This window comes from Chelativorans intermedius, assembly GCF_025398255.1.
GTDB lineage: Bacteria > Pseudomonadota > Alphaproteobacteria > Rhizobiales > Rhizobiaceae > Chelativorans > Chelativorans intermedius.
This window is the reverse complement of the sequence record NZ_JAODNW010000019.1, coordinates 100669-127495: the sequence shown is the minus strand read 5'-3', so window position 1 is coordinate 127495 and position 26827 is coordinate 100669. Positions and strand designations below refer to the sequence as shown.

The 26827-nt window shown below is 64.5% G+C and carries 27 protein-coding genes and 1 tRNA gene; 16 read left to right on the top strand and 12 right to left on the bottom strand.

Features of this window, described 5'->3' with window-relative positions:
• Positions 1–138: 138 nt before the first annotated feature.
• Both glnA and NYR58_RS14495 read right to left on the bottom strand, forming a co-directional pair.
• Positions 139–1548 carry a type I glutamate--ammonia ligase gene (gene glnA, locus NYR58_RS14500; protein WP_261521666.1) on the bottom strand — a complete coding sequence of 470 codons (1410 nt, stop codon included), beginning with the start codon at positions 1546–1548 and terminating at the stop codon, positions 139–141.
• Between the two features lie 51 nt (positions 1549–1599).
• Entirely contained in the window at positions 1600–1938 is a 339-nt protein-coding gene (locus NYR58_RS14495) for a P-II family nitrogen regulator (protein ID WP_261521665.1), read from the bottom strand.
• A 297-nt stretch (positions 1939–2235) separates the two neighbouring features.
• On the opposite strand from NYR58_RS14495, the gene NYR58_RS14490 reads away from it, so the two are divergent.
• From NYR58_RS14490 to glmU, 5 genes are all read left to right on the top strand, one after another.
• Complete coding sequence (locus tag NYR58_RS14490) at positions 2236–3729, top strand: NAD(P)H-hydrate dehydratase (RefSeq protein ID WP_261521663.1); 1494 nt, start codon at positions 2236–2238, stop codon at positions 3727–3729.
• A 15-nt stretch (positions 3730–3744) separates the two neighbouring features.
• Positions 3745–5391: an AMP-binding protein gene (locus tag NYR58_RS14485; RefSeq protein WP_261521661.1), complete on the top strand. Its 1647-nt coding sequence runs from the start codon at positions 3745–3747 to the stop codon at positions 5389–5391.
• A 125-nt stretch (positions 5392–5516) separates the two neighbouring features.
• A tRNA-Lys gene (locus NYR58_RS14480) sits at positions 5517–5592 on the top strand.
• 146 nt (positions 5593–5738) lie between these two features.
• Positions 5739–6476 (top strand): cytochrome c biogenesis CcdA family protein, encoded by a 738-nt coding sequence (locus NYR58_RS14475; RefSeq protein WP_261521660.1) that lies wholly within the window; start codon positions 5739–5741, stop codon positions 6474–6476.
• 76 nt (positions 6477–6552) lie between these two features.
• The gene (gene glmU / locus NYR58_RS14470; RefSeq protein ID WP_261521659.1) at positions 6553–7905 is read left to right on the top strand and encodes a bifunctional UDP-N-acetylglucosamine diphosphorylase/glucosamine-1-phosphate N-acetyltransferase GlmU; all 1353 of its coding nucleotides are present in this window, start codon (positions 6553–6555) and stop codon (positions 7903–7905) included.
• A gap of 85 nt (positions 7906–7990) precedes the next feature.
• Here the strand turns inward: glmU and NYR58_RS14465 are convergent, their stop codons facing one another.
• Entirely contained in the window at positions 7991–8521 is a 531-nt protein-coding gene (locus NYR58_RS14465) for a flagellar biosynthetic protein FliO (protein ID WP_261521658.1), read from the bottom strand.
• 179 nt (positions 8522–8700) lie between these two features.
• Between NYR58_RS14465 and cckA the strand changes: the two genes are divergently transcribed.
• On the top strand, positions 8701–11289 hold the full coding sequence (gene cckA, locus NYR58_RS14460) for a cell cycle histidine kinase CckA (protein WP_261521656.1): 2589 nt from the start codon (positions 8701–8703) through the stop codon (positions 11287–11289).
• Positions 11290–11316: 27 nt separating this feature from the next.
• On the opposite strand, the gene pncB is transcribed toward cckA, so the two are convergent.
• From pncB to NYR58_RS14445, 3 genes are all read right to left on the bottom strand, one after another.
• Positions 11317–12621, bottom strand: coding sequence for a nicotinate phosphoribosyltransferase (gene pncB / locus NYR58_RS14455; protein ID WP_261521655.1), 1305 nt, complete (start codon positions 12619–12621; stop codon positions 11317–11319).
• Positions 12622–12730: 109 nt separating this feature from the next.
• Positions 12731–14263: an acyl-CoA carboxylase subunit beta gene (locus NYR58_RS14450; RefSeq protein WP_261521654.1), complete on the bottom strand. Its 1533-nt coding sequence runs from the start codon at positions 14261–14263 to the stop codon at positions 12731–12733.
• A gap of 109 nt (positions 14264–14372) precedes the next feature.
• Positions 14373–14813, bottom strand: a complete 441-nt coding sequence (locus tag NYR58_RS14445) for a VOC family protein (RefSeq protein WP_261521653.1) — start codon at positions 14811–14813, stop codon at positions 14373–14375.
• 212 nt (positions 14814–15025) lie between these two features.
• Between NYR58_RS14445 and NYR58_RS14440 the strand changes: the two genes are divergently transcribed.
• The 5 genes from NYR58_RS14440 to NYR58_RS14420 all read left to right on the top strand — a co-directional run bounded on the left by NYR58_RS14440 (position 15026) and on the right by NYR58_RS14420 (position 18159).
• Entirely contained in the window at positions 15026–15619 is a 594-nt protein-coding gene (locus NYR58_RS14440) for a cold-shock protein (RefSeq protein WP_261521652.1), read from the top strand.
• Between the two features lie 28 nt (positions 15620–15647).
• A complete protein-coding gene (locus NYR58_RS14435) occupies positions 15648–16115 on the top strand; it encodes a DUF192 domain-containing protein (protein ID WP_261521651.1) in 468 nt (155 codons plus the stop codon).
• Between the two features lie 22 nt (positions 16116–16137).
• The gene (locus NYR58_RS14430; protein WP_261521650.1) at positions 16138–16893 is read left to right on the top strand and encodes an alpha/beta fold hydrolase; all 756 of its coding nucleotides are present in this window, start codon (positions 16138–16140) and stop codon (positions 16891–16893) included.
• A gap of 118 nt (positions 16894–17011) precedes the next feature.
• Positions 17012–17830: a serine O-acetyltransferase gene (cysE, locus tag NYR58_RS14425; protein WP_261521649.1), complete on the top strand. Its 819-nt coding sequence runs from the start codon at positions 17012–17014 to the stop codon at positions 17828–17830.
• A gap of 119 nt (positions 17831–17949) precedes the next feature.
• Positions 17950–18159, top strand: coding sequence for a DUF3126 family protein (locus tag NYR58_RS14420; protein WP_261521648.1), 210 nt, complete (start codon positions 17950–17952; stop codon positions 18157–18159).
• 63 nt (positions 18160–18222) lie between these two features.
• Here the strand turns inward: NYR58_RS14420 and NYR58_RS14415 are convergent, their stop codons facing one another.
• Positions 18223–18969, bottom strand: a complete 747-nt coding sequence (locus NYR58_RS14415) for a hypothetical protein (protein WP_261521647.1) — start codon at positions 18967–18969, stop codon at positions 18223–18225.
• 102 nt (positions 18970–19071) lie between these two features.
• Here NYR58_RS14415 and NYR58_RS14410 point away from each other — a divergent pair, with 102 nt between their 5' ends.
• Complete coding sequence (locus tag NYR58_RS14410; protein WP_261521646.1) at positions 19072–19599, top strand: gamma carbonic anhydrase family protein; 528 nt, start codon at positions 19072–19074, stop codon at positions 19597–19599.
• A 100-nt stretch (positions 19600–19699) separates the two neighbouring features.
• Here NYR58_RS14410 and NYR58_RS14405 read toward each other — a convergent pair whose 3' ends face one another.
• From NYR58_RS14405 to NYR58_RS14390, 4 genes are all read right to left on the bottom strand, one after another.
• Positions 19700–20308 (bottom strand): transglutaminase-like cysteine peptidase, encoded by a 609-nt coding sequence (locus NYR58_RS14405; RefSeq protein ID WP_261521645.1) that lies wholly within the window; start codon positions 20306–20308, stop codon positions 19700–19702.
• A gap of 306 nt (positions 20309–20614) precedes the next feature.
• A complete protein-coding gene (locus NYR58_RS14400; protein ID WP_261521644.1) occupies positions 20615–20920 on the bottom strand; it encodes a hypothetical protein in 306 nt (101 codons plus the stop codon).
• Between the two features lie 218 nt (positions 20921–21138).
• The gene (locus NYR58_RS14395) at positions 21139–21744 is read right to left on the bottom strand and encodes a PilZ domain-containing protein (protein ID WP_261521672.1); all 606 of its coding nucleotides are present in this window, start codon (positions 21742–21744) and stop codon (positions 21139–21141) included.
• A 199-nt stretch (positions 21745–21943) separates the two neighbouring features.
• The gene (locus NYR58_RS14390; RefSeq protein ID WP_261521642.1) at positions 21944–22579 is read right to left on the bottom strand and encodes a PAS domain-containing protein; all 636 of its coding nucleotides are present in this window, start codon (positions 22577–22579) and stop codon (positions 21944–21946) included.
• A 369-nt stretch (positions 22580–22948) separates the two neighbouring features.
• On the opposite strand from NYR58_RS14390, the gene NYR58_RS14385 reads away from it, so the two are divergent.
• Both NYR58_RS14385 and NYR58_RS14380 read left to right on the top strand, forming a co-directional pair.
• Positions 22949–23680, top strand: a complete 732-nt coding sequence (locus tag NYR58_RS14385) for a rhomboid family intramembrane serine protease (protein WP_261521641.1) — start codon at positions 22949–22951, stop codon at positions 23678–23680.
• An 87-nt stretch (positions 23681–23767) separates the two neighbouring features.
• Positions 23768–24199: a CBS domain-containing protein gene (locus NYR58_RS14380; RefSeq protein ID WP_261521639.1), complete on the top strand. Its 432-nt coding sequence runs from the start codon at positions 23768–23770 to the stop codon at positions 24197–24199.
• A gap of 56 nt (positions 24200–24255) precedes the next feature.
• Here NYR58_RS14380 and NYR58_RS14375 read toward each other — a convergent pair whose 3' ends face one another.
• Entirely contained in the window at positions 24256–24513 is a 258-nt protein-coding gene (locus NYR58_RS14375) for a YjhX family toxin (RefSeq protein WP_261521638.1), read from the bottom strand.
• A gap of 281 nt (positions 24514–24794) precedes the next feature.
• Here NYR58_RS14375 and gatB point away from each other — a divergent pair, with 281 nt between their 5' ends.
• Complete coding sequence (gatB, locus tag NYR58_RS14370) at positions 24795–26297, top strand: Asp-tRNA(Asn)/Glu-tRNA(Gln) amidotransferase subunit GatB (protein WP_261521637.1); 1503 nt, start codon at positions 24795–24797, stop codon at positions 26295–26297.
• A gap of 3 nt (positions 26298–26300) precedes the next feature.
• The gene (locus NYR58_RS14365) at positions 26301–26795 is read left to right on the top strand and encodes a GNAT family N-acetyltransferase (protein ID WP_261521636.1); all 495 of its coding nucleotides are present in this window, start codon (positions 26301–26303) and stop codon (positions 26793–26795) included.
• Positions 26796–26827: the final 32 nt, after the last annotated feature.

Here is a 26827-nt window from a genome sequence, read left to right as displayed (position 1 = left end):
GACAACGAAATCCCAAACCCCAACAAACCCATAAAACAAAACCCCGCCGAAAATGACGGGGTTTGTCAGCGGTCTGACCCCGGGTCTTGCGACCCGGGGTTTTCCTGCCCCCCCCACACCCGAATGGGCGTTGTCTCGTCAGGCGGAGTAGTAGAGGTCGAACTCCACCGGATGCGGCGTCATCTCGTAGCGCAGCACCTCCGACATCTTCAGTTCGATATAGGCATCGATCTGATCGTCATCGAACACGCCGCCCGCCTTCAGGAAGGCCCGGTCCTTGTCGAGATTCATCAGCGCCTCGCGCAGGCTGCCGCACACGGTCGGCACCTGCTCCAGCTCCTGCGGCGGCAGGTCGTAGAGATCCTTGTCCATGGCCTCGCCCGGATGGATCTTGTTCTTGATGCCGTCGAGGCCGGCCATCAGCATCGCCGCAAAGGCGAGATAGGGATTGGCCGTCGCGTCGGGGAAGCGAACCTCCACACGCTTCGACTTCGGCGATGAACCGAAGGGAATGCGGCAGGAGGCCGAGCGGTTGCGCGCCGAATAGGCGAGCAGCACCGGCGCCTCGAAGCCCGGCACGAGACGCTTGTAGGAGTTGGTGGAAGGATTGGTGAAGGCGTTGAGCGCCTTGGCGTGCTTGATGATGCCACCGATGTAGTAGAGGCAGGTCTCCGAAAGGCCGGCATACTCGTTGCCGGCGAATGTCGGCTTGCCGTCCTTCCAGATCGACTGGTGCACATGCATGCCGGAGCCGTTGTCGCCATAGATGGGCTTCGGCATGAAGGTGGCCGTCTTGCCGTAGGCATTCGCCACCTGGTGCACCACGTACTTGTAGATCAACAGCTTGTCGGCGTTGCGCGTCAGCGTGTCGAACTTGATGCCGAGCTCGTGCTGGGCCGCACCGACCTCGTGGTGGTGCTTTTCGACGGTGACGCCCATTTCCGCCATCACGGACAGCATCTCCGAGCGCATGTCCTGGGCCGAATCCACCGGCGGCACGGGGAAGTAGCCGCCCTTGGTGCGCGGCCGATGGCCCAGATTGCCCGTCTCGTACTCGGTGTCGTCATTGGAGGGAAGCTCGGTGCAGTCGAGCTTGAAGCCGGTATTGTAAGGGTCGGCCTTGTAGCGCACATCGTCGAAGACGAAGAACTCCGCCTCCGGGCCGACGTAGCAGGTGTCGCCGATCCCTTCCGCCTTCAGATAGGCTTCCGCCTTCTTGGCCGTGCCGCGCGGGTCGCGATTGTAGGACTCGCCGGAGACCGGGTCGAGAATGTCGCAGATGATGGACATCGTCGACTGCGCGAAGAAGGGGTCCATGTGGGCCGTCTCCGTGTCCGGCATCAGCACCATGTCGGATTCGTTGATGGCCTTCCAGCCGGCAATGGAGGAGCCGTCGAACATCACGCCATCGGCGAACATGTCCTCATCGACAGCGCTGACGTCCATCGTCACGTGCTGCAGCTTGCCCCTCGGATCGGTAAAGCGCAGATCGACGAATTTGACGTCATTGTCCTTGATCTGCTTCAGGATATCCTGTGCTGTCGTCATGCTTTTCAAATCCCTGTCTATGACAACTGTCTCAACAATCGGCCGGCCGGACTACACCGCGTCCGGTCCCGTCTCGCCGGTGCGGATGCGGATGACCTCTTCCACATTGGTTACGAAGATCTTGCCGTCGCCGATCCGCCCGGTCTGTGCGGCCTTGCGGATGGCTTCGATGGCGGCGTCGACCATGTCGTCGGCCAGCACCACCTCGATCTTCACCTTCGGCAGGAAGTCGACCACATATTCGGCACCGCGATAGAGCTCCGTGTGCCCCTTCTGCCGTCCGAATCCCTTTGCCTCGGTGACGGTGATGCCCTGCAGTCCGACTTCCTGAAGGGCTTCCTTCACTTCGTCGAGCTTGAACGGCTTGATGATCGCCTCGATCTTTTTCATGTTTCGGCGGCCTCCGATTGCTGCAAAAGCGGGGCTTCCCCCGCTCCGGTCTCGTCTATGCATGAAGCGTGCCAACCGGCCGTCGGGCCCGCAGGCCCCTGTGTGGGCCGCGCTCAGCCCCTCAAGGCCGCGGGATCGGGCGCCGATTCCGCCCGATGGGCCGCTGCAACGCCGTCCGGCCACTTTAGTGTCTGATTAAAAAATATGCATCATGCAAAAAGAATGGGCACACTGCACTGTCGCATTTACGTGTCCACGCGCAGGGGGCACTATCAGACGATCATCGAGGGTCGGTTCATGCACGAGATTCTCTTGCCGCAGCAGATGGGAGAGGCCGACAGGCTCGCGGCCGAAGCGATCGGAGGCGGCAGCTACGCCCTGATGCTCAATGCCGGGGCGGCCGTGACGGCGGAGATCCTGAGCCGCTTTGCCGATGCCGCCGGCTTCGACATTCTGTGTGGTCCCGGCAACAATGGTGGCGATGGCTATGTGATCGCCCGCCTGCTTGCGGAGCACGGCCTTGCCGCTCGCGTGTGGCGCGAGGCGCTTCCGGCAGAGGGGACGGACGGGCGGCGGGCCGCCGAGGAGTGCCCTTGCAGGGCAGAGCCGCTTGCCGCCTTCACCCCCGAGGCGGGATGGGTGGTGGTCGATGCCTTGTTCGGCGCCGGCCTTTCCCGGCCGCTCGACGGCGTCCACACGCAGGCGGTGGAGAAACTCGCAGGCGGCGGAATGCCTGTCGTCGCTGTCGATCTTCCCTCCGGCGTTTCCGGCGAAAGCGGTGCCGTGCTTGGCTGCGCGTCCGGCGCCGCGCTCACCGTCACCTTCTTCCGAAAGAAGCCGGGGCATCTGCTCTTTCCGGGCCGGGGGCTGTGCGGAGAGACGGTGGTTGCCGATATCGGCATTCCCGCTCATGTGCTTGAAACCGTGCGGCCGACCTGCCGGGAGAACGCGGCATCCCTCTGGCGGCATCTCCTGCCGCGCCCGAGCGCGGAGGCGCACAAGTACAGCCGAGGGCACGTCGTCGTCTTCTCCGGCCCGCCGACGGCAACAGGCGCAGCACGCCTTGCCGCGCGCGCGGCCGCGCGCATCGGGGCGGGGGCGGTGACGGTGCTTTCACCGGCGGCGGCGCTTGCCGTCAATGCCATGCATCTGACGTCCATCATGCTGGCCCGCGTGGAGGAGGAGGCCGAGCTGGAGGAGTTTCTGCAGCGTCGCCGCCCTTCCGCCCTCGTGCTCGGCCCCGGCTTCGGCGTCGGGGAGAAAGCGCGCCTCTTTGCCGAGACGGTCGCGCGCGCCGCCGTGCATCTGGTGCTGGATGCCGACGCGCTCACTGCCTTTGCGGAGGAGCCTGGGCGCCTGTTCGCTGCGGCCGAGGCCAACCCGGCCAGGCTCGTATTGACGCCGCACGCCGCGGAGTTCGCCCGCCTCTTTCCTGACCTTGCGGGCGACGAGGCGCTTTCCAAGCTGGAACGGGCGCGCCGCGCCGCCATGCGTGCCCATGCGATCGTGGTGCTGAAGGGCCCCGACACCGTCATCGCCGCGCCGGATGGCCGTGCCGTCATCAATGCCAATGCCACACCGTATCTTGCCACCGCTGGCTCCGGCGATGTTCTGGCAGGCATGATCGCCGGCCTTATGGGGCAGGGAATGCCCGCCTTTGAAGCCGCGTGCGCAGCCGTCCAACTGCACGCCGAGGCGGGAAGGGCCGTGGGCACCGGCCTGATCGCCGAGGACCTGCCGGAGCGGCTGCCGCATGTTCTGGGCACATGTCTCGGGCATGACGGCCGGTAGAATGGGGCGCAAGACGTGGCCACACTTGAAAGAAGCGACAGCTACTCCGATCTCTGCCGTGCTTTCCGCTGGGCGATCCCCCGCCGCTTCAACATCGGCGTCGCGATGGCCGATGCCTGGGCGCGCCGCGAGCCGCAGCGCGTGGCGCTTTTGGACTTCCACGCCAGGGGCGAGCAGCAAAGGCTGACCTACGGGGCGCTGGCGCGGCGCTCCAACGCCCTGGCCCACGCGCTGAGGGCAGCCGGCATCCGCCGCGGCGAGCGCGTGGCGCTGCTCCTGCCGCAATGCTTCGAGGTGGCGATTGCCCACGCTGCCATCTACAAGCTGGGCGCCATTGCCGTGCCGCTGGCCCTGCTGTTCGGCGTCGAGGCGCTGCAATATCGGTTGCGGACAGCCGGCGTGAAGGCTGTGGTGACCAACGCGGGCGGCCTTGCCAGGCTGAGGGCGATCGAAAATCCTCCCGCCTCCCTTGAGGTGATCGTCTCGACCGATGGCGCCGACGCGGGCGCATGGGACTTTCACCGGATGATCGCCGAAAATCCCGGGACCTTCGAGGCGGAGGAAACCGGACCCGACGACCCGGTCATGATGATCTTCACCTCCGGCACCACCGGGCCGCCGAAGGGCGCGCTGCACGGCCAGCGCGTGCTTCTGGGCCACCTGCCGGGTGTGCAGATGCATCACGAATTTCTGCCGCAGCCCGGCGATCTTCTGTGGACGCCGGCCGATTGGGCGTGGGCTGGCGGGCTTCTCAACGTTCTCCTGCCGGGGCTCTATCTCGGAGTGCCGGTGGTGGCGGGCCGCTTCGAGCGTTTCGACCCGGAAGCAGCCCTCGGCCTGATGGAGCGGATGGGGGTGCGCAACGCCTTCATTCCGCCCACGGCATTGAGGATGCTGAAAGGCGTGCCCAACATCGCCGACCGCTTTGGCCTGTCGCTTCGGACGGTCGGCTCCGGTGGCGAAGCGCTCGGCCGGGAAACCTACGACTGGGCCCGCGCCGCGCTGGGGCTGAGCATCAACGAGTTCTATGGCCAGACCGAATGCAACCTCGTGCTGTCCTCATGTGGCGCAATCGGTGTCGGCCGCGCCGGCGCCATCGGAAGGCCGGTGCCCGGTCATCGGGTCGCCGTCATCGGCCAGGATGGTGAGCCGGTGGCCGCTGGCACGGTGGGGCAGATCGCCGTTCTGCGTCCCGATCCGGTGATGTTTCTGGGATATTGGCAGAACGAGGAAGCCACGCGCGAGAAGTTCGTCGGCGACTGGATGACCACCGGCGACCAGGGCCTTGTGGACGAGGAGGGATATTTCCATTTCCTCGGTCGCGACGACGACGTGATCACCTCCTCGGGGTATCGCATCGGCCCGGCCGAAATCGAGGATTGCCTGACGGGGCACCCGGCAGTCGCGCTCGCCGCCGTGGTTGGCAAGCCCGATGCCGTGCGCACCGAGATCGTGAAGGCCTATGTGGTGCTCAAGGAGGGTTTTGCCGCCAGCGCGGCGCTGGCCGAGGAGATCCGCCTGTGGGTGCGCGAGCGGTTGTCGGCGCATGAGTACCCGCGCGAGGTCGAGTTCGTCGATTCCATGCCGCTCACCACCACCGGCAAGATTATCCGCCGCGTGTTCCGCGAGCGGGCAAGGCGCGAAGCGGGGCTGGAAAGCTGAGGGCTTTTCCGCCCAGCTCTCCGCACTGCGCAAAGCGCGATAAAATGCGCGCGCGCAGTTGACCGGGCCTGACCGGCTGACTATGTTCCGCGCACCCTCGCAGGCGGCACCAGCCGCCACCGCGCGAGCGCGTAGCTCAGCTGGTAGAGCAACTGACTTTTAATCAGTAGGTCCAGGGTTCGAGCCCCTGCGCGCTCACCAAGATTACTTGGGTGGATCGACGTTGCGCGGTCTTTCGGGTCGGTTCTCCACCTCCCGCTGCGGCGCTTTGCCACGAGATGGTGATTGGAGCGTGGGCGTCGTGGCGGCTATATGCTGGCACGGAACGGGCAGCGACAGGAGGTGTCATGGCCATCGACGTGGGCTATGCGAGCGCGCTTTTTGCGGGAGCGCTTTCCTTTCTCTCGCCCTGCGTGCTGCCGCTCGTCCCGCCCTATCTGTGCTACATGGCCGGTGTCTCCGTGGAGGACTTCCGCCGCCCGGATGCGGCGGCAGGAGCACGGCTGTCGCTGCTTTCGGCGGCACTTTTCTTCGTGCTCGGCTTTTCGACCGTCTTTGTGGCGCTGGGCGCCGGCGCTTCCACCATCGGCGCGCTCCTGCGTGCCTGGCAGCAGGAACTGGCGATCGTCGCCGGTCTGGTGATCATCGTCATGGGGCTCAACTTCCTCGGCGTCGTGCGCATTCCGCTGCTTTCGCGCGAGGCACGCTTTCAGGCCGGGGGGCGCCCGGCCGGTTTCGGGGCCGCCTATGTGATGGGGCTTGCCTTCGGCTTCGGCTGGACCCCCTGCATCGGCCCGGTCCTGGGGCCGATCCTCACCCTTGCCGGCGGTCGCGAGACGGTGGGCGAGGGCGCCTTGATGCTGGCGGTCTATTCGGCCGGTCTTGGCATTCCCTTCCTCGTCGCGGCCTTGTTCTCCGACGCCTTCATGCGTTTTCTGCAGCGCTTCCGTATGCATCTGGGGCGGGTGGAGAAGGCGATGGGCGGGCTGCTCGTGCTGGCCGGCGTCCTGTTCCTGACCGGCGGCATGCAGTCCATGGCCTATTGGCTTCTGGAAACCTTTCCTGCGCTTGGGCGGCTCGGATAGGAAAGCCGCATTGGAGCTTGCCGCCGGCGGTGCTACAGATCGGCCGATTCTGAAGCAACCGAGCGGATTTCCAGCCATGAGCGACCGAAGCTGCCTTGCCATCATCCTCGCTGCAGGCGAGGGCACCCGCATGAAGAGTGCCTTGCCGAAGGTGCTGCACAAGATCGCTGGGCTGGAGATGCTGGGGCATGTCATGCAGGCCGCCGCGCAGGCCGGCGCGCAGGCCCTGGCGCTGGTGGTCGGGCACGGCGCGCAGATGGTGCGGGCAACGGCCGAGCAGCTGCTTGGCGGTCGGCACGCCGAATTCTTCGTGCAGGAACGGCAGCTTGGCACGGCTCATGCCGTGCGTGCCGCGCGCGCGGCAATCGAGCGGGGCTACGACGACCTTCTGGTGCTCTTTGCCGACACGCCGCTCCTGGATGCCCGGATGCTTGCCTCCATGCGCGCTGCGCTTGCGGAGGGCGCCGACATCGCCGTGATGGGGTTTCACGCCGCCGACCCCACGGGCTACGGCCGCCTGGTGGAGAGGGACGGCGCGCTGGTCGCCATTCGCGAGGAGAAGGACTGCTCGCCCGAGGAGCGTCGCATCACCTATTGCAATGGCGGCACCATGGCCATCGCAGGCCGCCATGCGCTGGCGCTGCTCGACGCCATCGGCAATGAAAACGCCAAGGGCGAATATTATCTCACCGACATCGTGCAGATCGCCGCCGCCCGCGGCCTGACGGTGAGGGCGGTGGAGGCCGCGTTCGAAAACGCGCTCGGCGTCAACAACCGTGCGCAGCTGGCCGAGGCGGAGGCGATGTGGCAGGCGCGCCGGCGCAGGGAAGCCATGCTTTCGGGTGTCACGCTGATCGCGCCGGAAACCGTGTTCTTCTCCCACGACACGCAGGTCGGCCCCGATACGGTGGTGGAGCCGCATGTCTGGTTCGGCCCGGGCGTGAAGATCGGCAACGATGTGCGCATCCGCGCCTTCTCGCATCTGGAAGGGGCGCGTGTGGAAAGCGGCGCGGAGATCGGCCCCTTCGCCCGGCTGCGGCCGGGAGCGGAGATCATGGAGAAGGCCAAGATCGGCAATTTCTGCGAGGTCAAGAAGGCGCGCATCGAGACCGGCGCCAAGATGCCCCATCTTTCCTATGTGGGCGATGCCGTGGTGGGGGCTGGCGTCAATATCGGCGCTGGCACCATCACCTGCAATTATGATGGCTTCGGCAAGTATGTGACGGAGATCGGCCCCGGCGCATTCATCGGCACGAACTCCTCGCTCGTCGCCCCGCTCAGGGTGGGTGCCGGCGCCTATATCGCGTCCGGCAGCGTCATCACCCACGATGTGCCCGACGATGCGCTGGCCTTCGGTCGTGCCCGCCAGACGACGCGGGAGGGGCGCGGCAAGCTGCTGCGCGACAAGCTGGCGGCACGCAAACCTTAGACCGGTTCATCTATTTGTTTTTGCCGTATTTGTGCGACGCCAGATGATTCCATCCGGCTGCAAAATGCGCTGGCCGCCCGGGCGCTCAGCCTCTTCTTTCGCGCTCTGCGGCCAGATCGTCGAGCAGGCGGCTCATCTCGTCCTCGATGGCGGGGGTGCCGCGCGGGCGCTCCTCCCGTCCCTTCTGCGCCGAAACGCTCTGCGGCAGCGCGGCCACGCCGACATCCGCAGCATCCCCCCGGTCGGCACCGAGGGCGCCGTGCGGCGGCTCAGCCTTGGTGGCGGCAGGGCCGGACCGCAGCAATGGCCCGCCCGCCTCGCGCCTGGAAATACCGCGCTCGATCACCAAATCACCGGCCCCGCCGGTGAGAATCAGATGCTCCACGTCATCGCGGCGCACCAGCACCAGGCGCCTCTGGCTGTCGACGGCCGCCACCTCGACGACACCGAGGCGCGCCAGCCGGCCACGCCCGCCAACGGCGAAGGCTCCCGGCGCGCGCCCGCGCAGCAGACGTATGGCAAGCAGCACGAGAACGAGCAGGAGAAGTGCGCCGAAGGTCCACAGAACGGCGCCGATGAAGCCGCTTCCCGCCGGATTTGCCAGCCATTCACCCATTCTCGCACTCCCGGGCCATTGCCTTGGCGCGGGAGAGTAGGCTTGGCCGCGCCGGGCGGCAAGACCCATCGCATCGCCAGGATATATGGCGCCGGCGACCTTGCGCATGCAGCACGCCCTGATATATGGCGGAGACGGTCAAGGGGCCGCTTGCACTCGGCGCGACGGGCAGGAAACGGATGGCCAAAATCAACGGCGGCGAAATCGACACGGCACCCATCATCGACCAGGGTGCGCGCCCCGGCGTGATTACGCGGCTTATCATCTTCATTCTGGTGCTCACGGGCTCCGCTCTCGTCTTCGCCCTGTTTCAGGAGCGGCTGGGCGAGGGGTTCCTGCTCGGCGTTCTGGGCATCATGGCGATGATCGGCGTTGGCTATCTGTTCGCCAGCGCCATTGGCTTCATCCAGATTGCGCCGCGCTCCACCGGCGACGAGCTTTCCCGCGCTTTCATCGATTCCATGGGCGAGGGGTTGCTGGTCACCGACGCGAAGGGCCACATCCTCTATGCCAACCGCGCCTATGCGGCGCTTACCGGCGCCACGTCGGCGACCGATGTGAAGACGGTCGAGGCGCTTCTCTCCGACAACCCGGAGGCGGCACCCGTCATCGAGCGGCTTGTCGCAAGCCTGCGCGACGGCAAGCCTGCGGATGGCGAGTTCCGCCTTTCCCGGCCCATCCGCGCCGGGGCGGAGCCGGGTGCGCGCTGGTATCGGGCCTGGGCGCGCGTCTTCAAGGTGCCTGGCCACCGCAAGCCGCTTTCGGCATGGCTGGTCACCGACATTTCGGAGGAGCGGGCCGAGCAGGAGCGCTTCTTCCTCGATCTGCAGAAGGCCATCGACCATCTGGACCATGCGCCCGCCGGCTTTTTCGCGGCCGATGCGGAAGGGCGGCTCACCTACATCAACGCCACGCTTGCCGAGTGGCTGGGCGTCGACCTGGCCAATTTCGTTCCCGGCGCGCTGTCCCTTTCCGACATCGTTGCCGGTGACGGCATGGCGCTGGTGCAGGCCGTGAAGGCCGAGCCGGGCACCACACGCAACGCCGTGATCGACCTCGACCTTTCCACCATGCGTGGCGAGGCGCTGCCTGTGCGCTTCATGCACCGGGTGACGGCAACGCGCGACGGCGCGCGCGGGACCACACGCACCATCGTGCTCAACCGCGCGGAAGGGGAGGACGCCTCGGTGGAACTGCGCGCCGCCGAGGTGCGCTTCACGCGGTTCTTCAACTCCACGCCCATGGCCATCGCCAGCGTCGACCATGAGGGGCGCATCCTGAGGACGAATGCGCCTTTTCTCTCGCTCTTCTCCAGCGTCGTCGATCGCGATGCGCTGGACCGGCATGTGCGCCTCGACACCGTGATGCACGAACGGGACCGTGCAGCCTTTGCCGTGGCGCTGGAAAAGGCCAAGCAGCACCAGGCCGACATCGCCCCCATCGACACCGTTCTGCCCGACAACGAGGAGCGCCACATGCGCTTCTATGTGAACGCCGTGGCGGATGCGGGGAGCGGAGAGGGCACGGAGGAGGCGGCCATCGTCTATGCCGTGGAGACCACGGAGCAGAAGGCGCTCGAAGCGCAGATGGCGCAAAGCCAGAAGATGCAGGCGGTGGGCCAGCTTGCAGGAGGCATCGCGCACGACTTCAACAACGTGCTCACGGCCATCATCATGGCCTCCGATCTGCTTCTCACGAACCACCGCCCGTCCGACCCCTCCTTCCCGGACATCATGAACATCAAGCAGAATGCCAATCGCGCCGCCTCTCTGGTGCGCCAGCTCCTGGCATTCTCGCGCCGCCAGACGCTGAGGCCCGAGGTGCTCAACCTCACCGACGTTCTGGCGGATCTGCGCATGCTGCTTTCCCGTCTCGTCGGCAACGACGTCACGCTGGCGGTGGAGCACGGGCGCGACCTGTGGCCCGTGAAGGCGGACATCGGCCAGTTCGAGCAGGTGGTGGTGAACCTGGCCGTCAACGCCCGCGATGCCATGCCAGACGGCGGCACCCTCGTGGTGCGCACCCGGAATGTGGTGGAAGACGAATGCGCAGGCTTCGGCTACCGCGAGCTGGTGCCGGGCGAGTATGTTCTGGTCGAGGTGGAGGATACCGGCACCGGCATACCGCCCGAGACGTTGAAGAAGATCTTCGAGCCCTTCTTCACCACCAAGGAGGTGGGCAAGGGCACCGGCCTCGGCCTGTCCATGGTCTATGGCATCGTCAAGCAGACCGGCGGCTTCATCTTCTGCGATTCCGAGGTCGGCAAGGGCACGGTCTTCCGCATCTTCCTGCCGCGCCACGTGCCGGAGGCCGGCACGGATGAGGATTCTCGGCCGGCAGGGGAAGGTGAAACGGGACAGGCCGCAGCCAGGCAAGAGACGCGCGATCTCTCCGGCTCCGCGCGGGTGCTTCTGGTGGAAGACGAGGACGCCGTGCGCATGGGCAGCGTGCGCGCGCTTTCCTCGCGCGGCTATGAGGTGCACGAAGCGAGCTCGGGAACCGAGGCGCTGGAGATTTTCAACGCGCTCGAAGGCAAGGTGGACCTCGTCGTCTCCGACGTGGTGATGCCGGAGATGGATGGGCCGACGCTGCTGGGCGAGCTGCGCAAGGTTCAGCCCAATATCAGGTTCATCTTCGTCTCGGGATATGCCGAAGATGCATTTGCCAAGAACCTGCCCTCAGATGCGAAATTCGGATTCCTCCCAAAGCCGTTTTCTCTCAAGCAGTTGGCAACGATTGTGAAGGAAATGCTTGAGGAAGAGCGGTAGCGAAGGCACCACCGCTCGCCCGCCGCGTCAAACCTTGACCGGTCGCCGCACCAGATTCTCGGTGCCGAAGACCCTCATGTAGCGCTCGATCTCGGCGGGCTCGCCCGTGGCCTTTTCCGGGTTGTCGGAGAGCTTCACCGCCGGCCGGCCATTGGCCTCGCTCACCTTGCAGACGGTGGAGATTGCCTTGAGCCCCGCGATCTCCCGCGGCGCGCAGTCCTCGAAATCGTTGGTCAGGTTGGTGCCCCAGCCGAAGGCCATGCGCACGCGCCCCTTGAAGTGGTTGTAGGTGCGTTCGATGGTGTCGACGTCGAGCGCATCGGAGAAGATGAGCAGCTTCTCGCGCGGATCCCTGCCGCGCTCTTTCCACCAGGAAAGGATACGCTCGCCGCCCTCGATCGGGGGAGCGCTGTCGGGGCGGAAGCCGGTCCAATCGGCCACCCAGTCGGGTGCCGAGCGCAGGAAGGATTCGGTGCCGAACGTATCGGGAAGCACGATGAGCAGATTGCCGCCATAGTGGCTCTGCCAGTCCTCCAGCACCCGGTAGGGGGCGGCCTTCAGCGCTTCATCGTCCTTTGCGAGGGCCGCCAGCACCATGGGCAGCTCGTGGGCGTTCGTGCCGAGCGCTTCGAGGTCCGTATCCATGGCGAGGAGCACGTTGGAGGTGCCGGTGAAGGCATCGCCGATGCCTTCCTTCAGCGCCTCCACGCACCAGCGCTGCCAGAGAAAGGAATGGCGCCGCCTCGTCCCGAAGTCGGAAATGCGGATGTCGGGATAGCGCTTCAGCCGTTCCACCTTCTCCCACACCTTGGCCTTGGCGCGGGCATAGAGAACGTCGAGCGCGAAGGGGCCGAGCGAGCGCATGGCCGCGCGCGAACGCAGTTCGTTGATGATGGCCAGCGCCGGGATTTCCCACATCGTGGTTTCCATCCACGATCCGTGAAAATGCAGCTCGAACTGGCCGTTGTGGCGGCGCAGCTCGTATTCGGGCAGGCGGAAATCGGCCAGCCAGGCCAGAAAGTCGGGCTGAAAGATCTGCTTGCGGCCATAGAAGGTGTTGCCGGCCAGCCAGATCATCTCCTTCTTGGTGAAGCGGATGGTGCGCGCGTGGTCGAGCTGTTCGCGCAGCTCGCCAAGGTCGATCTCGTCGGCCAGCCGCACCGCCTTGTTGCGGTTGGTGAGCGAGAAGGTGACGTTCACATCCGGGTAGAGGCCGCGGATCATCTGCAGCATCAGGAGTTTGTAGAAATCCGTGTCCAGCAGGCTGCGGATGATCGGATCGAGCTTCCAGGTATGGTTGTAGACCCGGCGTGCTATGTCGGTCTTTGTCATGCTGCCCATGATCGCTGGCCGTCGTCCCTTCCGCGTGATGCGCCCGCAGCCCACACCTGCCTGCCGCAAATGTCAATGAGGCCGGCGTTCCCGTTCCGCTCCGCGGCGGTCAGAGCGGGATGTTGTCGTGTTTCTTCCAGGGATTTGCGAGGTCCTTGTTGCGCAGCATTCGCAGCGCCCGTGTCACCCGCCGGCGCGTCGAATGGGGCATGATGACCTCGTCCACATAGCCGCGCTCGGCAGCCACGAAGGGCGAGAGGAACCGCTCCTCATACATGCGCGTATGCGCGGCGATCTTTTCGGGATCGTCGATGTCCTTGCGGAAGATGATCTCCACCGCTCCCTTGGCGCCCATCACCGCGATCTGCGCCGTTGGCCAGGCGTAGTTGATGTCGCCGCGCAGGTGCTTGGAGGCCATCACATCGTAGGCGCCGCCGAAGGCCTTGCGGGTGATCACGGTCACCTTCGGCACGGTCGCCTCCGCATAGGCGAAGAGGAGCTTGGCTCCGTGCTTGATGAGCCCGCCATATTCCTGTCCGGTGCCGGGAAGGAAGCCCGGCACGTCCACGAAGGTGACGATGGGGATGTTGAAGCAGTCGCAAAAGCGCACGAACCGCGCCGCCTTGCGCGAGGCGTCGGAATCCAGAACGCCGGCCAGCACCATGGGCTGATTGGCAACGAACCCCACCGTGCGGCCCTCCACGCGGCCGAAGCCGGTGACGATGTTTCTTGCAAAGCGCTCCTGGATCTCGAAGAAGTCGCCCTCGTCCACCGTCTTCAGGATCAGTTCCTTGATGTCGTAGGGCTTGTTGGCGTTGTTCGGCACCAGGCGGTCGAGCGAGTGGTCGGGCGTTTCCACGTCGCCGTGAAACGCGATCTCCGGCAGCTCGGCCGTGTTGGAGGCCGGCAGAAAGTCGATCAGCCGGCGCATCTGAAGCAGCGCTTCGACGTCGTTGTCATAGGCGCCATCGGCGATGGACGATTTCGTGGTGTGGATGTGTGCGCCACCCAGTTCCTCAGCCGTCACCGTCTCGTTGGTCACGGTCTTCACCACGTCGGGGCCGGTGACGAACATGTAGGACGTGTCGCGCACCATGAAGATGAAGTCCGTCATGGCCGGGGAATAGACGTCGCCGCCCGCGCATGGCCCCATGATGACGGAAATCTGTGGAATGACGCCTGAGGCCAGAACGTTGCGCTGGAAGATTTCGGCATAGCCGCCGAGGGCTGCCACGCCCTCCTGGATGCGCGCGCCGCCGGCATCGTAGAAGCCGATGATGGGCGCGCGGTTCTTCAGTGCCATGTCCTGGATCTTCATCACCTTCTCGGCATGGGCCTCCGAAAGCGAGCCGCCGAAGACGGTAAAATCCTTGGCAAAGACGAAGACCGTTCGGCCGTTGACCGTTCCCCAGCCGGTCACCACGCCGTCGCCATAGAACTTGGTCTTGTCCATGCCGAAATCGCTGGAGCGATGCTCGACAAACATGTCGAACTCCTCGAAGGAGCCCTCGTCGAGAAAGACTTCGAGCCGCTCGCGTGCCGTGAGCTTTCCCTTCGCGTGCTGCTGATCGATCCGCTTCTGGCCGCCGCCGGCGCGGGCAGCGGCGCGCCGGCGCTCAAGCTCCTTCAGGACTTCCTTCATGCTCCTCCCCGTCTCATTCGCGCCTTGTCGCGGCGGGAGGGCAGGGTAGGGAGGCCCCCAGCCGCACCGCAGGTGCGCGCGCCTCCACCCTGGCCCTGCTGCGCCGCTTCTACCAGTTTCCGGTGTTCTCCATGGATGCCCAGGGCTCGGCCTTCGGCTTGGCCTCGCCCTTCTGCAGCAGCTCGATGGAAATGCCATCGGGCGAGCGCACGAAGGCCATGCGCCCGTCGCGTGGCGGGCGGTTGATGGTCACGCCGCCGTCCATCAGGCGCTGGCAGGTCTCGTAGATGTCGTCCACCTCATAGGCCAGATGGCCGAAATTGCGCCCGCCCTGATAGTCCTCGGGATCCCAGTTGTAGGTAAGCTCAACCAGCGGCGCTCCCGCCTTCTCGGCGGTTTCGGCATCCTCCGGCGCTGCCAGGAAGATGAGCGTGTAGCGCCCCTTCTCGTTCTCCACGCGACGCTTCTCGACGAGACCGAGCTTGTTGCAATAGAAGTCGAGCGATTCGTCGATGTCGCGTATGCGGACCATGGTGTGCAGATAGCGCATTTTTCATATCCTCATCTTGACGAGACAGAGGCGGAACATAGGTCGAGGAAAGCAGACCCGGCAATGCGAAATGTGGCGTCAGGCGGCCATCGCGGAGCGGATTGGCCCTCGTCACTGTGAAAATCTCTGTCTGGGTCTTGCTAAGGTTGCAACAACCGGTGCTATCCTCGGTTCCAGAATCAGTCCGATGGACTTGTGGGAAGGCAGAGCGGATGGAGGACAATTCCTCGGCACGAGGGCTTGCCGGCAACCGAAGGGCCCGGGAAGCGGGCAGTTCGGAAGAAGCCTCGGACCTCCTTGAGATTTCCGGTGCCATCAAATGGTTCGATGTGGCCAAGGGGTTTGGCTTCATCCTGCCCGATGCGCCAGAGATGGGTGACGTTCTCCTGCATGTTTCCTGTCTCCGGCGGGATGGCTTCCAGACGGCACTGAGCGGTGCGCGCGTCGTCTGCCTCGCCAGGCACAGCGAAAAGGGCCTGCAGGCCTTCAAGGTCCTGTCGATGGATACCTCCACCGCAACCCATCCCGCCGAGGATCAGACCCAGCGCACGCACGTCGCAGTGACGCCCGAAAGCGGGCTGGAGCGCGCTCTGGTGAAGTGGTTCAACCGCACCAAGGGTTTCGGCTTCCTTACCCGCGGGGAGGGCACGGAGGACATCTTCATCCACATGGAGACGCTGCGCCGCTTCGGCGTGACCGAGCTGCGGCCCGGCCAGGTAGTCCTGGTGCGCTACGGGCGCGGCGAAAAGGGGTTGATGGCAGCAGAGATACACCCGGACGTTGGCACCTTGCCGGTCTCCCACTGAAAGCGCGGCCGGGGCCGGCGGAGAGCCTATGCGCACCCTTCTTTCGTTTCTGTTCCTCCTGCCCCTGTTCGCCGCGGCGATGGCACAGGAAGAGCCGATGCTGCTCCCCGTTCACCCGGTGCCGCTGGTGGTTGAAACGGCTTCCGGCATCCACCGCTTTTCCATCGAGGTGGCGGACGAGCCGGGGGAGCGCGCCCGCGGCCTGATGTTTCGCCGGAACATGGATGACGACCGCGGCATGCTTTTCGTCTTTCCCGAAAGCGGCCCCAGGGCCTTCTGGATGAAGAACACGCCGCTGCCGCTCGATCTGCTCTTTGTCGGCGCGGATGGCAGGGTGGCGGCGATCGCACGCGGCACGCCTTTTTCCACCGAAAGCATCGCTCCGCCGGTGAGCGCGCGCTTCGTGCTTGAACTGAAGGCGGGAACCGCGCAGAACGCCGGCATCAGGATTGGAGACCGGCTCCGCCACCCGCTCATCGAGGCGGCGGGCGGTTGAGGCGGCAAGGGGTCTGCGCGCAATGCGGTATTTCTCCCACGACGGGTTCGAGATCGCCTTTATCGACGAGGGCGCGGGGGAGCCCGTCCTTCTCATCCACGGCTTTGCTTCCACCCATCACGTCAACTGGGTGGCCCCCAGCTGGGTGAAGACCCTGCGGGATGCCGGCTACCGCGCGATCGCGCTCGACAATCGCGGCCACGGCCGTTCCACCAAGAGCCACGTGCCGGAAGACTACACCCCGGAAAAGATGGCATCGGATGCGGCTGCCCTGCTGTCCCATCTGGACATCGCGCGCGCCCACGTCATGGGCTATTCCATGGGTGCGCGCATCGCCGCTTTTCTGGCTCTTGGCCATCCCGACCGGGTGGCGGCCCTCATCCTCGGGGGGCTCGGCATCGGCATGGTGGAAGGCGTGGGCGAGTGGGACGTGATTGCCGAGGCTCTGCTGGCCGAGGATCCCGCCACCATCGTTCATGAGCGCGGGCGTATGTTCCGCGCCTTCGCCGACCAGACCAAAAGCGACCGCAAGGCGCTCGCCGCCTGCATTGCGACCTCCCGCAAGCTGCTTTCGCCGCAGGACGTAGCGAAGATCCGACAGCCCACCCTGGTGGCCGTCGGCACGAAGGACAAGATCGCCGGTCCGCCGGAACCGCTTGCCGACATGCTGCCCAACGGCGAGGCGTTTTCCATCGCGCGGCGCGACCACATGCTTTCGGTGGGCGACCGCAGCTTCAAGGCGCGTGTGCTCGATTTTCTGGCGGCGCACCCTATCTGAAGTTGCCAGGCATCAATTTGGCTTGATCGAGGTTGAAGTATTTTGCGGTTCAATCGCGCGCGCTTGTGCCCTATCTTGTCGCCAGCGCGAAACGTGCCCGAAGCAGGGGAGAAGCCACATGACGGCCAGGAACGCCGTGCGCACCGACGCCTCGCAGCAGCTCGATCCCATCTGGTCCACTGTCAAGGCGGAGGCGCAGGCCGCGGTCGACAACGATCCGCTGCTTGCCGCTTTTCTCTATGCCACGGTGCTCAACCACGCCACGCTGGAAGATGCGGTCATTCACCGGGTGGCCGAGAGGCTGGATCATCAGGATATCGGCGCTGACCTCATCCGTCAGACCTTCCAGGCCATGTGGGAGGACGAGCCCGAATGGAGCTCGACCGTGCGCGTCGACATTCAGGCCTATTACGATCGCGACCCGGCCTGTGACCGCTTCCTCATGCCGGTTCTCTATTTCAAGGGCTTTCACGCCATTCAGACCCACCGGCTGGCCCATTGGCTGTGGAAAAAGGGCCGCCGCGATTTTGCTCTCTATCTGCAGAGCCGTTCCTCCGCCGTCTTCCAGACGGATATCAACCCGGCGGCGAAGATCGGCAAGGGCATCTTTCTCGATCATGCCACGGGGCTCGTGGTCGGCGAAACGGCGGTCGTCGAGGATAATGTCTCGATCCTGCAGGGCGTGACGCTGGGTGGAACCGGCAAGGAGATGGGCGACCGGCATCCGAAGATCCGCCATGGCGTGCTGATCGGGGCTGGGGCCAAGATCCTCGGCAATATCGAGATCGGCCATTGCACCAAGGTTGCGGCCGGCTCCGTGGTGGTCAAGCCCGTGCCGCCCAACAAGACGGTCGCCGGCGTTCCCGCCCGCATCATCGGCGAGGCGGGTTGCGAAGAGCCGTCGCGCGCCATGGATCAGCTTCTGCGGCAGGAGTGAGGGACAACCCGCCCGCATGGCCCGGGCTTCTCCACCGGCGTGTCCCTTTTGAGGGTTTACAGCCCGGCGGCAGCCGTGCCAGAAGCGCGGGCAACCCAAACACCGAGCGGAGAAGTTTGTTGAAGCCGGAAGAGATCAAGAAACTCGACGCCTATTTCAAGCGTACCTTCAATAACCCCTCCCTCAGCGTCAAGGCGCGCCCGCGCAAGGATGATTCCTGCGAACTCTATCTCGGCGACGAGTTTCTGGGCATCATTTTCAAGGACGAGGACGAGGGAGAACTGTCCTACAATTTCTCGATGGCCATCCTCGACGTCGATCTGGAATAGGTCGCGCAGTGCGCGCCCGTCAGCTCCACTTCGCGCGGCCCTTCGAGGGCGCCCATGGCCGGCTCAACTGCCCGTGCTGCGCGCCGTCAGATACTCTCCCGCCCCGGCCAAGATCTTCTCGTCGAGGATGCGCCATTCGTTGAGAATCTCGCGCGGGAAGCGGTAGACGAGGCTCAGATCGTCCCCGAAATGTACCTCTCGCTCGCACGGTGCCAGGGAATGCGCCGCTGTGTCGCGGGTCAGGCATCGCGCCACGAAGGGGCGCTCTGGCGGGCGCTCGCCCACCACCAGGACTTCGCCGGCAAATCCGGCTTCTTCCCGAAAGGGGCGGATGGTGAGGCCGTCCGCGGCTTCCCGTTCTTCCGGCGCGACGAGATGGCGATAGATCGGCTCAAGCCTGTCGCTCATGTCGTGGGCAAGCCGGCGCGGCGCGATGGTAGCGTAGATGATGGAGCGGCTTCCCCCGGCGTGGTTGAAGGCTGCCCGAGCGTCAGGCGTATAGCCTTCCATCTGCGGCCAGCGGAAATAGAGATCGAGACGTTCCTGCGCACCATCCCGGCGCATCCGCGGCTCGCGGATGACATTCTCCGGCACCCGGAGAACACTTGAACCAACGACGATTTCTCGCACCTGCCGCGATTCCGTATGGAACATGGGTGCCGCCGCATGCACAAGCCAGCGTCCGCCGAAGGCCGTGGCCAGAGAGGCAAGTGCCACCACCAGCAGAATGCACAGCAGCGCGCGCAAAGGAGTCGTGCGACGCGGCACGAAATCGTCAAAACCGGCGAAGGCAGATGCACGGGCTGGCAAGGGGTTTCTCCAGAGGACCACGCGGATACATTGCCGCTCATGGTAAAGGGCGGGTAAAGATGGATCTTCGAGAAACCGTTTTTGCCCAATCGGGAGTCTGCCATGCCCATTTATGCCCTTGACGGAGACCGCCCCGAATTTGCCGACGAGGAAAGCGGCTGGGTGGCACCGGATGCAACGCTGATCGGTCGCCTGCGCATCGGGCGCAATGTCGGCATCTGGTTCGGCGCCGTGCTGCGAGGCGACAACGAGCCCATCGTCATCGGTGACGATACCAATGTGCAGGAGCACACGGTGATGCACACCGACATGGGCTTTCCGCTAACGGTCGGTCGCGGCTGCACGGTGGGCCATCGGGCGATCCTTCATGGCTGCACCATTGGCGACAACACGCTTGTCGGCATGGGCGCCATCGTGCTCAACGGCGCAAGGATCGGCAATGACTGCCTGGTGGGCGCCGGCGCTCTTGTCACGGAAGGCAAGGTGTTCCCGGACCGTTCGCTGATTGTCGGCACTCCGGCAAAGGTGGTTCGCCAGCTCGACGAGAAGGCGGTGGAGATGCTGCGCGCTTCCGCCGCTCACTATGTTGAGAACGCGCATCGTTTTCGAAAGGGCCTGGTGTCCGCCTGATCCCGTCCAGAGAAAAGCGGAGCCGACCCCGCGAGGGGCCGGCTCCTAACCCGGTCGTTGGGGACGGGGAGGTGGGGACTCGACCGGGTTTTCCTGTAACTCAACGATTGGACGAGATGCTGCCGACCAGCACGGACCGGCCGTCGTGGATGGAAACCCACTGCCCGGCGTGGCGTGCCGACTGGCGCTTCAGATATTGGTACTCGGTCTGCGACCAGGGCAGGATGCGCGGCTCCAGATTGTCGAGAATGAAATCGCCCATCGTCGAGTTGACCGTCAGAACGGCATGGCCATCGCCATTGGGCTGGCGCACCACCGTGATCAGGAGATTGGCAGCGGGGATGCCCGCCTCGATCAGGAGACGGCGCTTCTCCAGCACGAAATCCTCGCAGTCGCCATAAAGGTCCGGATAGGACCAATGCTCTTCCACACCCCACATCTCCATATCGGTGAGCGGGATGATGGAGGCGTTGACCGAGTTGTTGACTTCGATGAGCTTCGCCCACAGCGCCCGTGTCATCTCCACCGGCGCATGAGATGCGGTGCGGCGACACTCGGAAGGCTGCCGCTGGCAGAACTCGTAGTGGCCGACGGGCTGTGAGGCGCGCCCGCCAACGGGCATCATGTCGGATGCCGCCCGCACGGCACCTGTCTGAAAGGCGAGCATGGCCGCGGCTGCCAGAAGCAGAACCTGTCTTTTCCGTTGCATTGTTCGTCTCCCCGTTTGGAGAGACCATGACAGGTTCCAATTTATCCGACGCAAAAATCAGAAGTATAAATAAGCTCAAATTTTCCGATTCCCAGTAACACTCAAAGTATAAATTTTTCGCCTTTCCATATACCATGTGTTAATCCTGAGCCAGGCGGGGCAGGAACATCGTGCGTCGTCTTTGCCGGAGGGGTGGCGAAGAACTCCACATGCAGGAAGAGGTCGGGGCAGGGGGAAGGTTGCCTGCCAGGTCCAGGGCCCGGAAATGCGATGTCGCGCGCCCGGGCCGAGGCACAGTTTTCTCGGCTAGCCGAGCAGCTCGTCTGCGGTGCTCAGAACGTTGCCGAGCAGCCCCTCGACGCCCAATCCGTATCCCTGTCCGAGATTGTGCACCACGCCGCCCGGTCCAATGATGTCGGAATAGACGCGTTCCACCGAGCCGGTGTAGTCGCCCGTCTCGACACCGGTGATGGCATCGTCGCTGACACCTTTGGGGCCGATCAGGTTGCCCGTCGTGGTAAAGCCGGATGATGCCCCTGGCGAAACGGCTTCCGCCGTGATGTCGGCACCCTCATCGGTGGCGCGCAGAACGGACGCGACCCAACCCGTCACTCCAGACAATCCTGCAAGCATTGGAACCTCCTCGTTCCCGAGCCTCTCCCGGGATCCACCGGGAGAGTTATGGAAGGATATTATTTGCTATCTATCAGGCAAATGCAATCGTTGTCAGAGGAAGGAGAGCCCGCCTTGCCCCGGAGAGGACAAACAGCCGACAGGCCCGGAAACGCGCGGGCAACGGCCGATGTTTCAATCAGGCTGTGGAGGGGTTCTCAGGCAGAAAACCGCGCCATGAGCGCGCTTTCCTCCTGCACCACGGAAAACTCGATGGCGATGCCGTCCTCGAAGTGGCGCACGACACGGCCACGCAGGGCGGCGAGGAAGACCTCCGCCCCGACCTCCGGTCTGGCGTCCACTTCGATGGCGGCGCCGGAGAGCGACAGGTCGACGACGCGGCAGGAATGCTCCCTGCCGTCGGCCAGCCGCAGCGTGCTGAAGGGATTGCGCGGAACGATTCGTTCGTGCCTGCGATCCTCGGGAAGATCCAGCTCATGGCGGTTGGCGAGCCAGGTAAGCTGTGCGGCGAGCTTGTCGCGTTTTCTTTCCGAGGCCGTGATGCTCATGGCGAAGCCACCATCGACGAGCCGCATGATGCGGCCTTCGATGCGGCCGATGTGGTCCAGATAGGCGACCACGCGTTCGCCGGTGCGCCCCGGCCGCTCGGCCACCAGCAGCGCGTTGCCCGGCGACATTTCCACCACCCTGCAGGGATATTCGGAACGGTCCTGCAGCATATAGCGGCCATACACCGTCACCTTCACGCGCTGAAAGTCCCGGCGCTCAGCGCGTGCAGAGATCGGATTCGTCGCCGCAGGCATGGTCATCACCGTCGCATTTCCGCTTGCCCGGAAGGTCGACCGGGCAGGATCGCACGTGCATGACGTTATGCCGCAAGCGTTAACAACGCGTAATTGGCTACAGCATTTTGCAGCCAGATGGAATCATCTGGCGTCGCACAAATGCGGCAAAAACAAATAGATGGACCGGATCAGCGTTTCATTGAAACGATGAACCGGTCTAGCGCCGCCGCCCGCCCTCGAAGACGACCAGATGGCGCACACGCCTGGCGCCGTCGTCAAGCCGTATCGTCAGAACCTCGCTTTGCGGAGACAGGGAGGGAGCGTCGAGGGCAGGCCGCCTTTCCGCCAGCGGCGTTTCGTGCAGGGGATCGATGAAACGGAAGCTCTCGATTCGGTTCTCCACGATCGGATCGGCGCCCAGCCAATAGGGCTTCATGAGCGCTTGAACGGCGCCAAGCCCCAGCGCGCCATCGGGAGATCCGCCCTCCAGAGGCAGGAGGATGAGCTCGAAGCCGTTGACGCGGCCATCGCGACTCAGCCCCTCGAAGGTGATCAGCGCCACCGCCTTGGCCTCGATTGCGTGCTGCAGCAGCCGGCCGACGGCCGGCCGGTCGCGCGCGTTCCACAGGGAGGGCAGCGCATGCCCCTTCAGCTCCCTGCCATAGATTGCGCACAGCCTGGTGCCGGCAAGGCGGAACACCGGCTCCGCGCGCGGCTCGTGCTCGACGATGAAGGTGTCGGGTAGGTGATTCTTGATGTCGGCCGGCTCTATCTCGCTGCGCCGTGGGGCGGGGCGGCTGCCCCGCAACCTGTTCCAATATTGAAACAGGGCCATCGGTCCGTCCTGATTCATGCCTGCCGTCCCGTTTTGAGATTCCGTTCTGTCCCATGGAGGGACAGACACCGCGCTCCACCCCTCTACATGAAGCAGGATGCAGGTCCCGTGCCAGCCCGCAGGAGACTTGTGCACGGGAAGGAATTGTTAGGGTTAACGAAGCGTAAACCTGCTTGTTCCCGAGGAAATGCGGGTTTCCCGCGCTGTGCCGTCCTGCGACGCTGTCCTCGTTCTCAAGGTTGGCATGCGGCTTGCTTGGGGAATAGCGGGGTGGGAGCTCGACCGGAAGGGGGGCCGGAAGCCGTCCAGTCTTCATGGCTGGGCGGCTTCTGTTTTGGCCTCATCTCTGCTACCGCACGTCGCGGATCCTACAGTGAAGCAGAACGCATGAGCGACAGCACCAAGCCACCGGAATCCGAACGGCAAGGGGAGAACCGGCAGGAGCAGCGCCGCCGCGAGCCGGTGTTCAACTTGCCCGGCGTCGTCACCGCCCTCATCGGCCTGTGCATCGGCGTTCACCTGGTGCGCGCTTTCCTCCTGACCCGTCAGGAGGATCTGCTGGTCATCGTGCGCTTTGCCTTCTGGCCGCTGCGCTACACTGGCGGCCTGCCGCTCGATCTCTATGCGTTTGTGAGTCCCTTCACCTATGCATTCCTGCACGGCGGCGTGGCGCATCTGGCGGTGAACATGATCTGGCTTGCCGCTTTCGGCTCTCCCTTGGCCAATCGTTTGGGGCCGTTGCGGTTCCTGGGCCTCTGGGCAGCGACGGCGTTCGCCGCCGTCTTCCTGCACTTTCTTCTCCATCCCTATGACGCGGTGCCCCTGGTCGGTGCTTCGGGTGCTGTCTCGGGCATGATGGGGGCGGCGGCTCGGTTTGCCTTCCGCATCGACCGCAGCGCCGACCGGCCCGGTTTTCATGGCCCGGTCCTGCCGCTTTGGGCCGTGCTGCGCTCGCGCATGACGATGGTGTTTCTGACAGTCTGGTTTGTGGTCAATCTCGTCGTCGGGCTGGCATCGGGCAGCGCCGGCACGCCGGAGATCGCCTGGCAGGCCCATATTGGCGGCTTTCTGGTGGGCTTTTTCGGAATCGGCCTTTTTGATCCGCCACGATCGGCCTGAGCAGGCTCTTGCCAAGTGCCGCGCCTCGTCGCATCCTTCTTCGGTACGCACGGGCGGGCATGTGGCCGAGACTGGAGGAGAGTGCTCATGACGGTGAAGGCCATTCTGGATGAAAAGGGTCGCGATGTGGTCACCATCGCCGCCGAAAAGACATTGAGGGAGGCGGTGGACCTGCTTTCCGACCGTGGCATTGGCGCGGTCGTCATCACTTCGGGCGACGATCGCATCAGCGGCATTCTCTCCGAGCGCGACATCGTGCGCGTGATTGCCAGGGAAGGCCCGGAGGCATTGGAAAAGCCCGTCTCCTCCGTGATGACGGCACGCGTCAAGGTTTGCCGCGAAGAGAACACGGTGAATGAGGTCATGCAGATCATGACCGAGGGCCGTTTCCGCCATCTGCCGGTCGAGAAGGACGGTCGGCTTGCCGGTCTCGTCTCCATCGGCGATGTGGTCAAGCGCCGCATTCAGGAGGTGGAGCGCGAGGCGGAAGAAATACGCACCTACATCGCAACCGCCTGATCCCGCGGGGCCGTCGGAAAGACCGGCGGCCCCGCGTGTCTTGACGGGCGTTCGCCTCAGCGATTGTCCGGCTGCGCGCGCACCAGCTCCAGCCCGCGCCGCGTGATGCGGTAGGGGCCGCCATTTCTGGAAAGGATGGCGCGTTTGCGCTTGAGCTTGCGAAAGATCACCAGGTCGAGACCCGGGAAATACCACCCGTCCCGCGTGATGCAATCAAGTGCCGTGATGCGGCCCTTTTCGTCCTTCTCGACGGTTATGCGCCCACCCTGGGCCAATATGTGGAGAATGCGCTGCTCGGCGCGCGAAATGTCCATGTCTCTGGAATCCTGAAAACCTGCGGCGTGCACGACGCCAAAAAACGGTCTCCACGCCGCTTGCGGCGCGGGGCTCGCTCTTTCGCCCTGGCCTTCATTCAGGCGCAGGGCTTCAGCAGGTCTCCAGGATGGTGGACATAAAGGCTCCGTTCGTCGGCGGCTTTCTTAGCGCAAGGCGGCGAGGGAGAAAAGGCCCCGCTTGCCACGCCGGCGGGATTGGTCTAGCCAAGGCCGCGACCTGAACCAGCCGCATTTTCGCCAACTCGAAGAACGCACGGCCCATGACGATCATCGACACGCGTACGCCCGATCCCAAGCGTCTCATTCCCGGTGCCACCGGAGACTGGGAAGTCATCGTCGGCATGGAGATCCACGCCCAGGTGACATCGCGCGCCAAGCTTTTCTCCGGCGCCTCCACAGCCTTCGGCGCCGAGCCCAACGCGAATGTCAGCCTGGTGGATGCGGCCATGCCCGGCATGTTGCCGGTCATCAACGAGGAATGTGTCCGTCAGGCGATCCGCACCGGCCTCGGCCTGAAGGCGAAGATCAATCACCGCTCCGTCTTCGACCGCAAGAACTACTTCTATCCCGACCTGCCTCAGGGCTACCAGATTTCCCAGTACAAGCAGCCCATCGTCGGTGAAGGAAAGGTCATCGTTTCGGTGGGGCCGGCCAAGGATGGCAGCTTCGAGGAGATCGAGGTAGGCATCGAGCGCCTGCATCTGGAGCAGGACGCCGGCAAGTCGATGCATGACCAGCACCCCACCATGTCCTATGTCGACCTCAATCGCTCCGGCGTCGCGCTGATGGAGATCGTCTCGAAACCGGACATCCGCTCCGCGGAAGAGGCCAAGGCTTTCCTCACCAAGCTTCGGACGATCCTGCGTTATCTGGGCACCTGCGACGGCAACATGGACGAAGGCTCCATGCGCGCCGATGTCAATGTTTCGGTGCGCCGCCCCGGAGAGCCATTCGGCACGCGTTGCGAGATCAAGAACGTCAACTCCATCCGCTTCGTGGGCCAGGCCATCGAATCGGAGGCCCGCCGCCAGATCGCCATTCTGGAAGATGGCGGCAAGGTGGAGCAGGAGACGCGCCTGTTCGATCCCGTGAAGGGCGAAACGCGCTCCATGCGCTCGAAGGAAGAGGCGCACGACTACCGCTACTTTCCCGATCCCGACCTCGTGCCGTTGGAATTCGATCAGGCCTATGTGGACGCGCTTGCCGCCCATCTACCGGAACTGCCGGACGAGAAGAAGGCGCGCTTCATGGAAAAGCTGGGCCTGTCCGAATATGACGCCTCGGTACTTGTTTCCGAAAAGGCCATCGCCGACTATTTCGAGAAGGTGGCCGAGGGGCGCGACGGCAAGGCAGCGGCCAACTGGGTGATCAACGACCTTCTGGGCGCCCTGAACAAGGCCGGCAAGGACATTGAGGAAACGCCGGTTTCTCCCGCTCAGCTCGGCACCATCATCGACCTCATCAAGGAAGGCACGATCTCCGGCAAGATCGCCAAGGACCTGTTCGAGATAGTCTGGAACGAAGGTGGCGATCCGCGCCTCATCGTCGAAGAACGCGGGCTCAAGCAGGTCACCGACACCGGCGCCATCGAAAAGGCGGTGGACGAGGTCATTGCCGCCAACCCCGACAAGGTGGAGCAGGCGAAGACCAAGCCGACGCTTGCCGGCTGGTTCGTCGGCCAGGTGATGAAGGCCACGCAAGGAAAGGCCAATCCCCAGGCGGTCAACGCGCTGGTGAAGGCGAAGCTGGGGCTCGAAGAGTAGGCGATGCTCATCCGCGCCGCATCCGAGAGCGATCTCGGGGCCGTCCGCTCGCTTCTGGTCGAAACCTGGCATGCCACCTACGACGCGCTCTATGGCCGCGAGCGGGTGCGGCAGATTGTCGGGAGCTGGCATTCGCCGGCTGCCTTGAAGGCCCGCTTGGAGCGGCATGATTCGGCCTTTCTTCTTGCCGAAGAGGGCGGCCAGATCTGCGGCATGGCCTTCGCCGCGGCGACCGAAGACGGCGGCACTGTCATGCTCCATCAGCTGTATGTGATGCCGTGCCGGCATGGACAGGGCATTGGCGGCCAGCTTCTCGCGGCGGTCGAGAATGCCTTTCCCCGTGCCTCGCGCATCCGGCTGGAGGTGGAGGAAGGCAACAGCCGTGCGGTGGCGTTCTACCGTGCACGAGGCTTTTTGAAGGTCGGTTGCACAGACAACTGCGGGCAAGAGCAATCGGATATTCCTGCGGCGATCTACGAAAAGCCGCTGGGACGCTGAAATGACAGCGGCGAAAGCGCGCGGGGCCTTGC

What these genes read in the sequence shown, in the direction of transcription:
- NYR58_RS14410 (WP_261521646.1), top strand. Translation starts at nt 19,072, where the DNA reads ATGCCCATTTATGCCCTTGACGGAGACCGCCCCGAATTTGCCGACGAG.
- NYR58_RS14465 (WP_261521658.1), bottom strand. Translation starts at nt 8,521, where the DNA reads ATGGGTGAATGGCTGGCAAATCCGGCGGGAAGCGGCTTCATCGGCGCC.
- NYR58_RS14490 (WP_261521663.1), top strand. Translation starts at nt 2,236, where the DNA reads ATGCACGAGATTCTCTTGCCGCAGCAGATGGGAGAGGCCGACAGGCTC.
- NYR58_RS14365 (WP_261521636.1), top strand. Translation starts at nt 26,301, where the DNA reads ATGCTCATCCGCGCCGCATCCGAGAGCGATCTCGGGGCCGTCCGCTCG.
- NYR58_RS14390 (WP_261521642.1), bottom strand. Translation starts at nt 22,579, where the DNA reads ATGAATCAGGACGGACCGATGGCCCTGTTTCAATATTGGAACAGGTTG.
- NYR58_RS14445 (WP_261521653.1), bottom strand. Translation starts at nt 14,813, where the DNA reads ATGCGCTATCTGCACACCATGGTCCGCATACGCGACATCGACGAATCG.
- NYR58_RS14380 (WP_261521639.1), top strand. Translation starts at nt 23,768, where the DNA reads ATGACGGTGAAGGCCATTCTGGATGAAAAGGGTCGCGATGTGGTCACC.
- NYR58_RS14375 (WP_261521638.1), bottom strand. Translation starts at nt 24,513, where the DNA reads ATGGACATTTCGCGCGCCGAGCAGCGCATTCTCCACATATTGGCCCAG.
- NYR58_RS14385 (WP_261521641.1), top strand. Translation starts at nt 22,949, where the DNA reads ATGAGCGACAGCACCAAGCCACCGGAATCCGAACGGCAAGGGGAGAAC.
- NYR58_RS14435 (WP_261521651.1), top strand. Translation starts at nt 15,648, where the DNA reads ATGCGCACCCTTCTTTCGTTTCTGTTCCTCCTGCCCCTGTTCGCCGCG.
- gatB (WP_261521637.1), top strand. Translation starts at nt 24,795, where the DNA reads ATGACGATCATCGACACGCGTACGCCCGATCCCAAGCGTCTCATTCCC.
- cysE (WP_261521649.1), top strand. Translation starts at nt 17,012, where the DNA reads ATGACGGCCAGGAACGCCGTGCGCACCGACGCCTCGCAGCAGCTCGAT.
- NYR58_RS14405 (WP_261521645.1), bottom strand. Translation starts at nt 20,308, where the DNA reads ATGCAACGGAAAAGACAGGTTCTGCTTCTGGCAGCCGCGGCCATGCTC.
- glnA (WP_261521666.1), bottom strand. Translation starts at nt 1,548, where the DNA reads ATGACGACAGCACAGGATATCCTGAAGCAGATCAAGGACAATGACGTC.
- NYR58_RS14440 (WP_261521652.1), top strand. Translation starts at nt 15,026, where the DNA reads ATGGAGGACAATTCCTCGGCACGAGGGCTTGCCGGCAACCGAAGGGCC.
- glmU (WP_261521659.1), top strand. Translation starts at nt 6,553, where the DNA reads ATGAGCGACCGAAGCTGCCTTGCCATCATCCTCGCTGCAGGCGAGGGC.
- NYR58_RS14395 (WP_261521672.1), bottom strand. Translation starts at nt 21,744, where the DNA reads ATGCCTGCGGCGACGAATCCGATCTCTGCACGCGCTGAGCGCCGGGAC.
- NYR58_RS14495 (WP_261521665.1), bottom strand. Translation starts at nt 1,938, where the DNA reads ATGAAAAAGATCGAGGCGATCATCAAGCCGTTCAAGCTCGACGAAGTG.
- NYR58_RS14475 (WP_261521660.1), top strand. Translation starts at nt 5,739, where the DNA reads ATGGCCATCGACGTGGGCTATGCGAGCGCGCTTTTTGCGGGAGCGCTT.
- pncB (WP_261521655.1), bottom strand. Translation starts at nt 12,621, where the DNA reads ATGACAAAGACCGACATAGCACGCCGGGTCTACAACCATACCTGGAAG.
- cckA (WP_261521656.1), top strand. Translation starts at nt 8,701, where the DNA reads ATGGCCAAAATCAACGGCGGCGAAATCGACACGGCACCCATCATCGAC.
- NYR58_RS14430 (WP_261521650.1), top strand. Translation starts at nt 16,138, where the DNA reads ATGCGGTATTTCTCCCACGACGGGTTCGAGATCGCCTTTATCGACGAG.
- NYR58_RS14450 (WP_261521654.1), bottom strand. Translation starts at nt 14,263, where the DNA reads ATGAAGGAAGTCCTGAAGGAGCTTGAGCGCCGGCGCGCCGCTGCCCGC.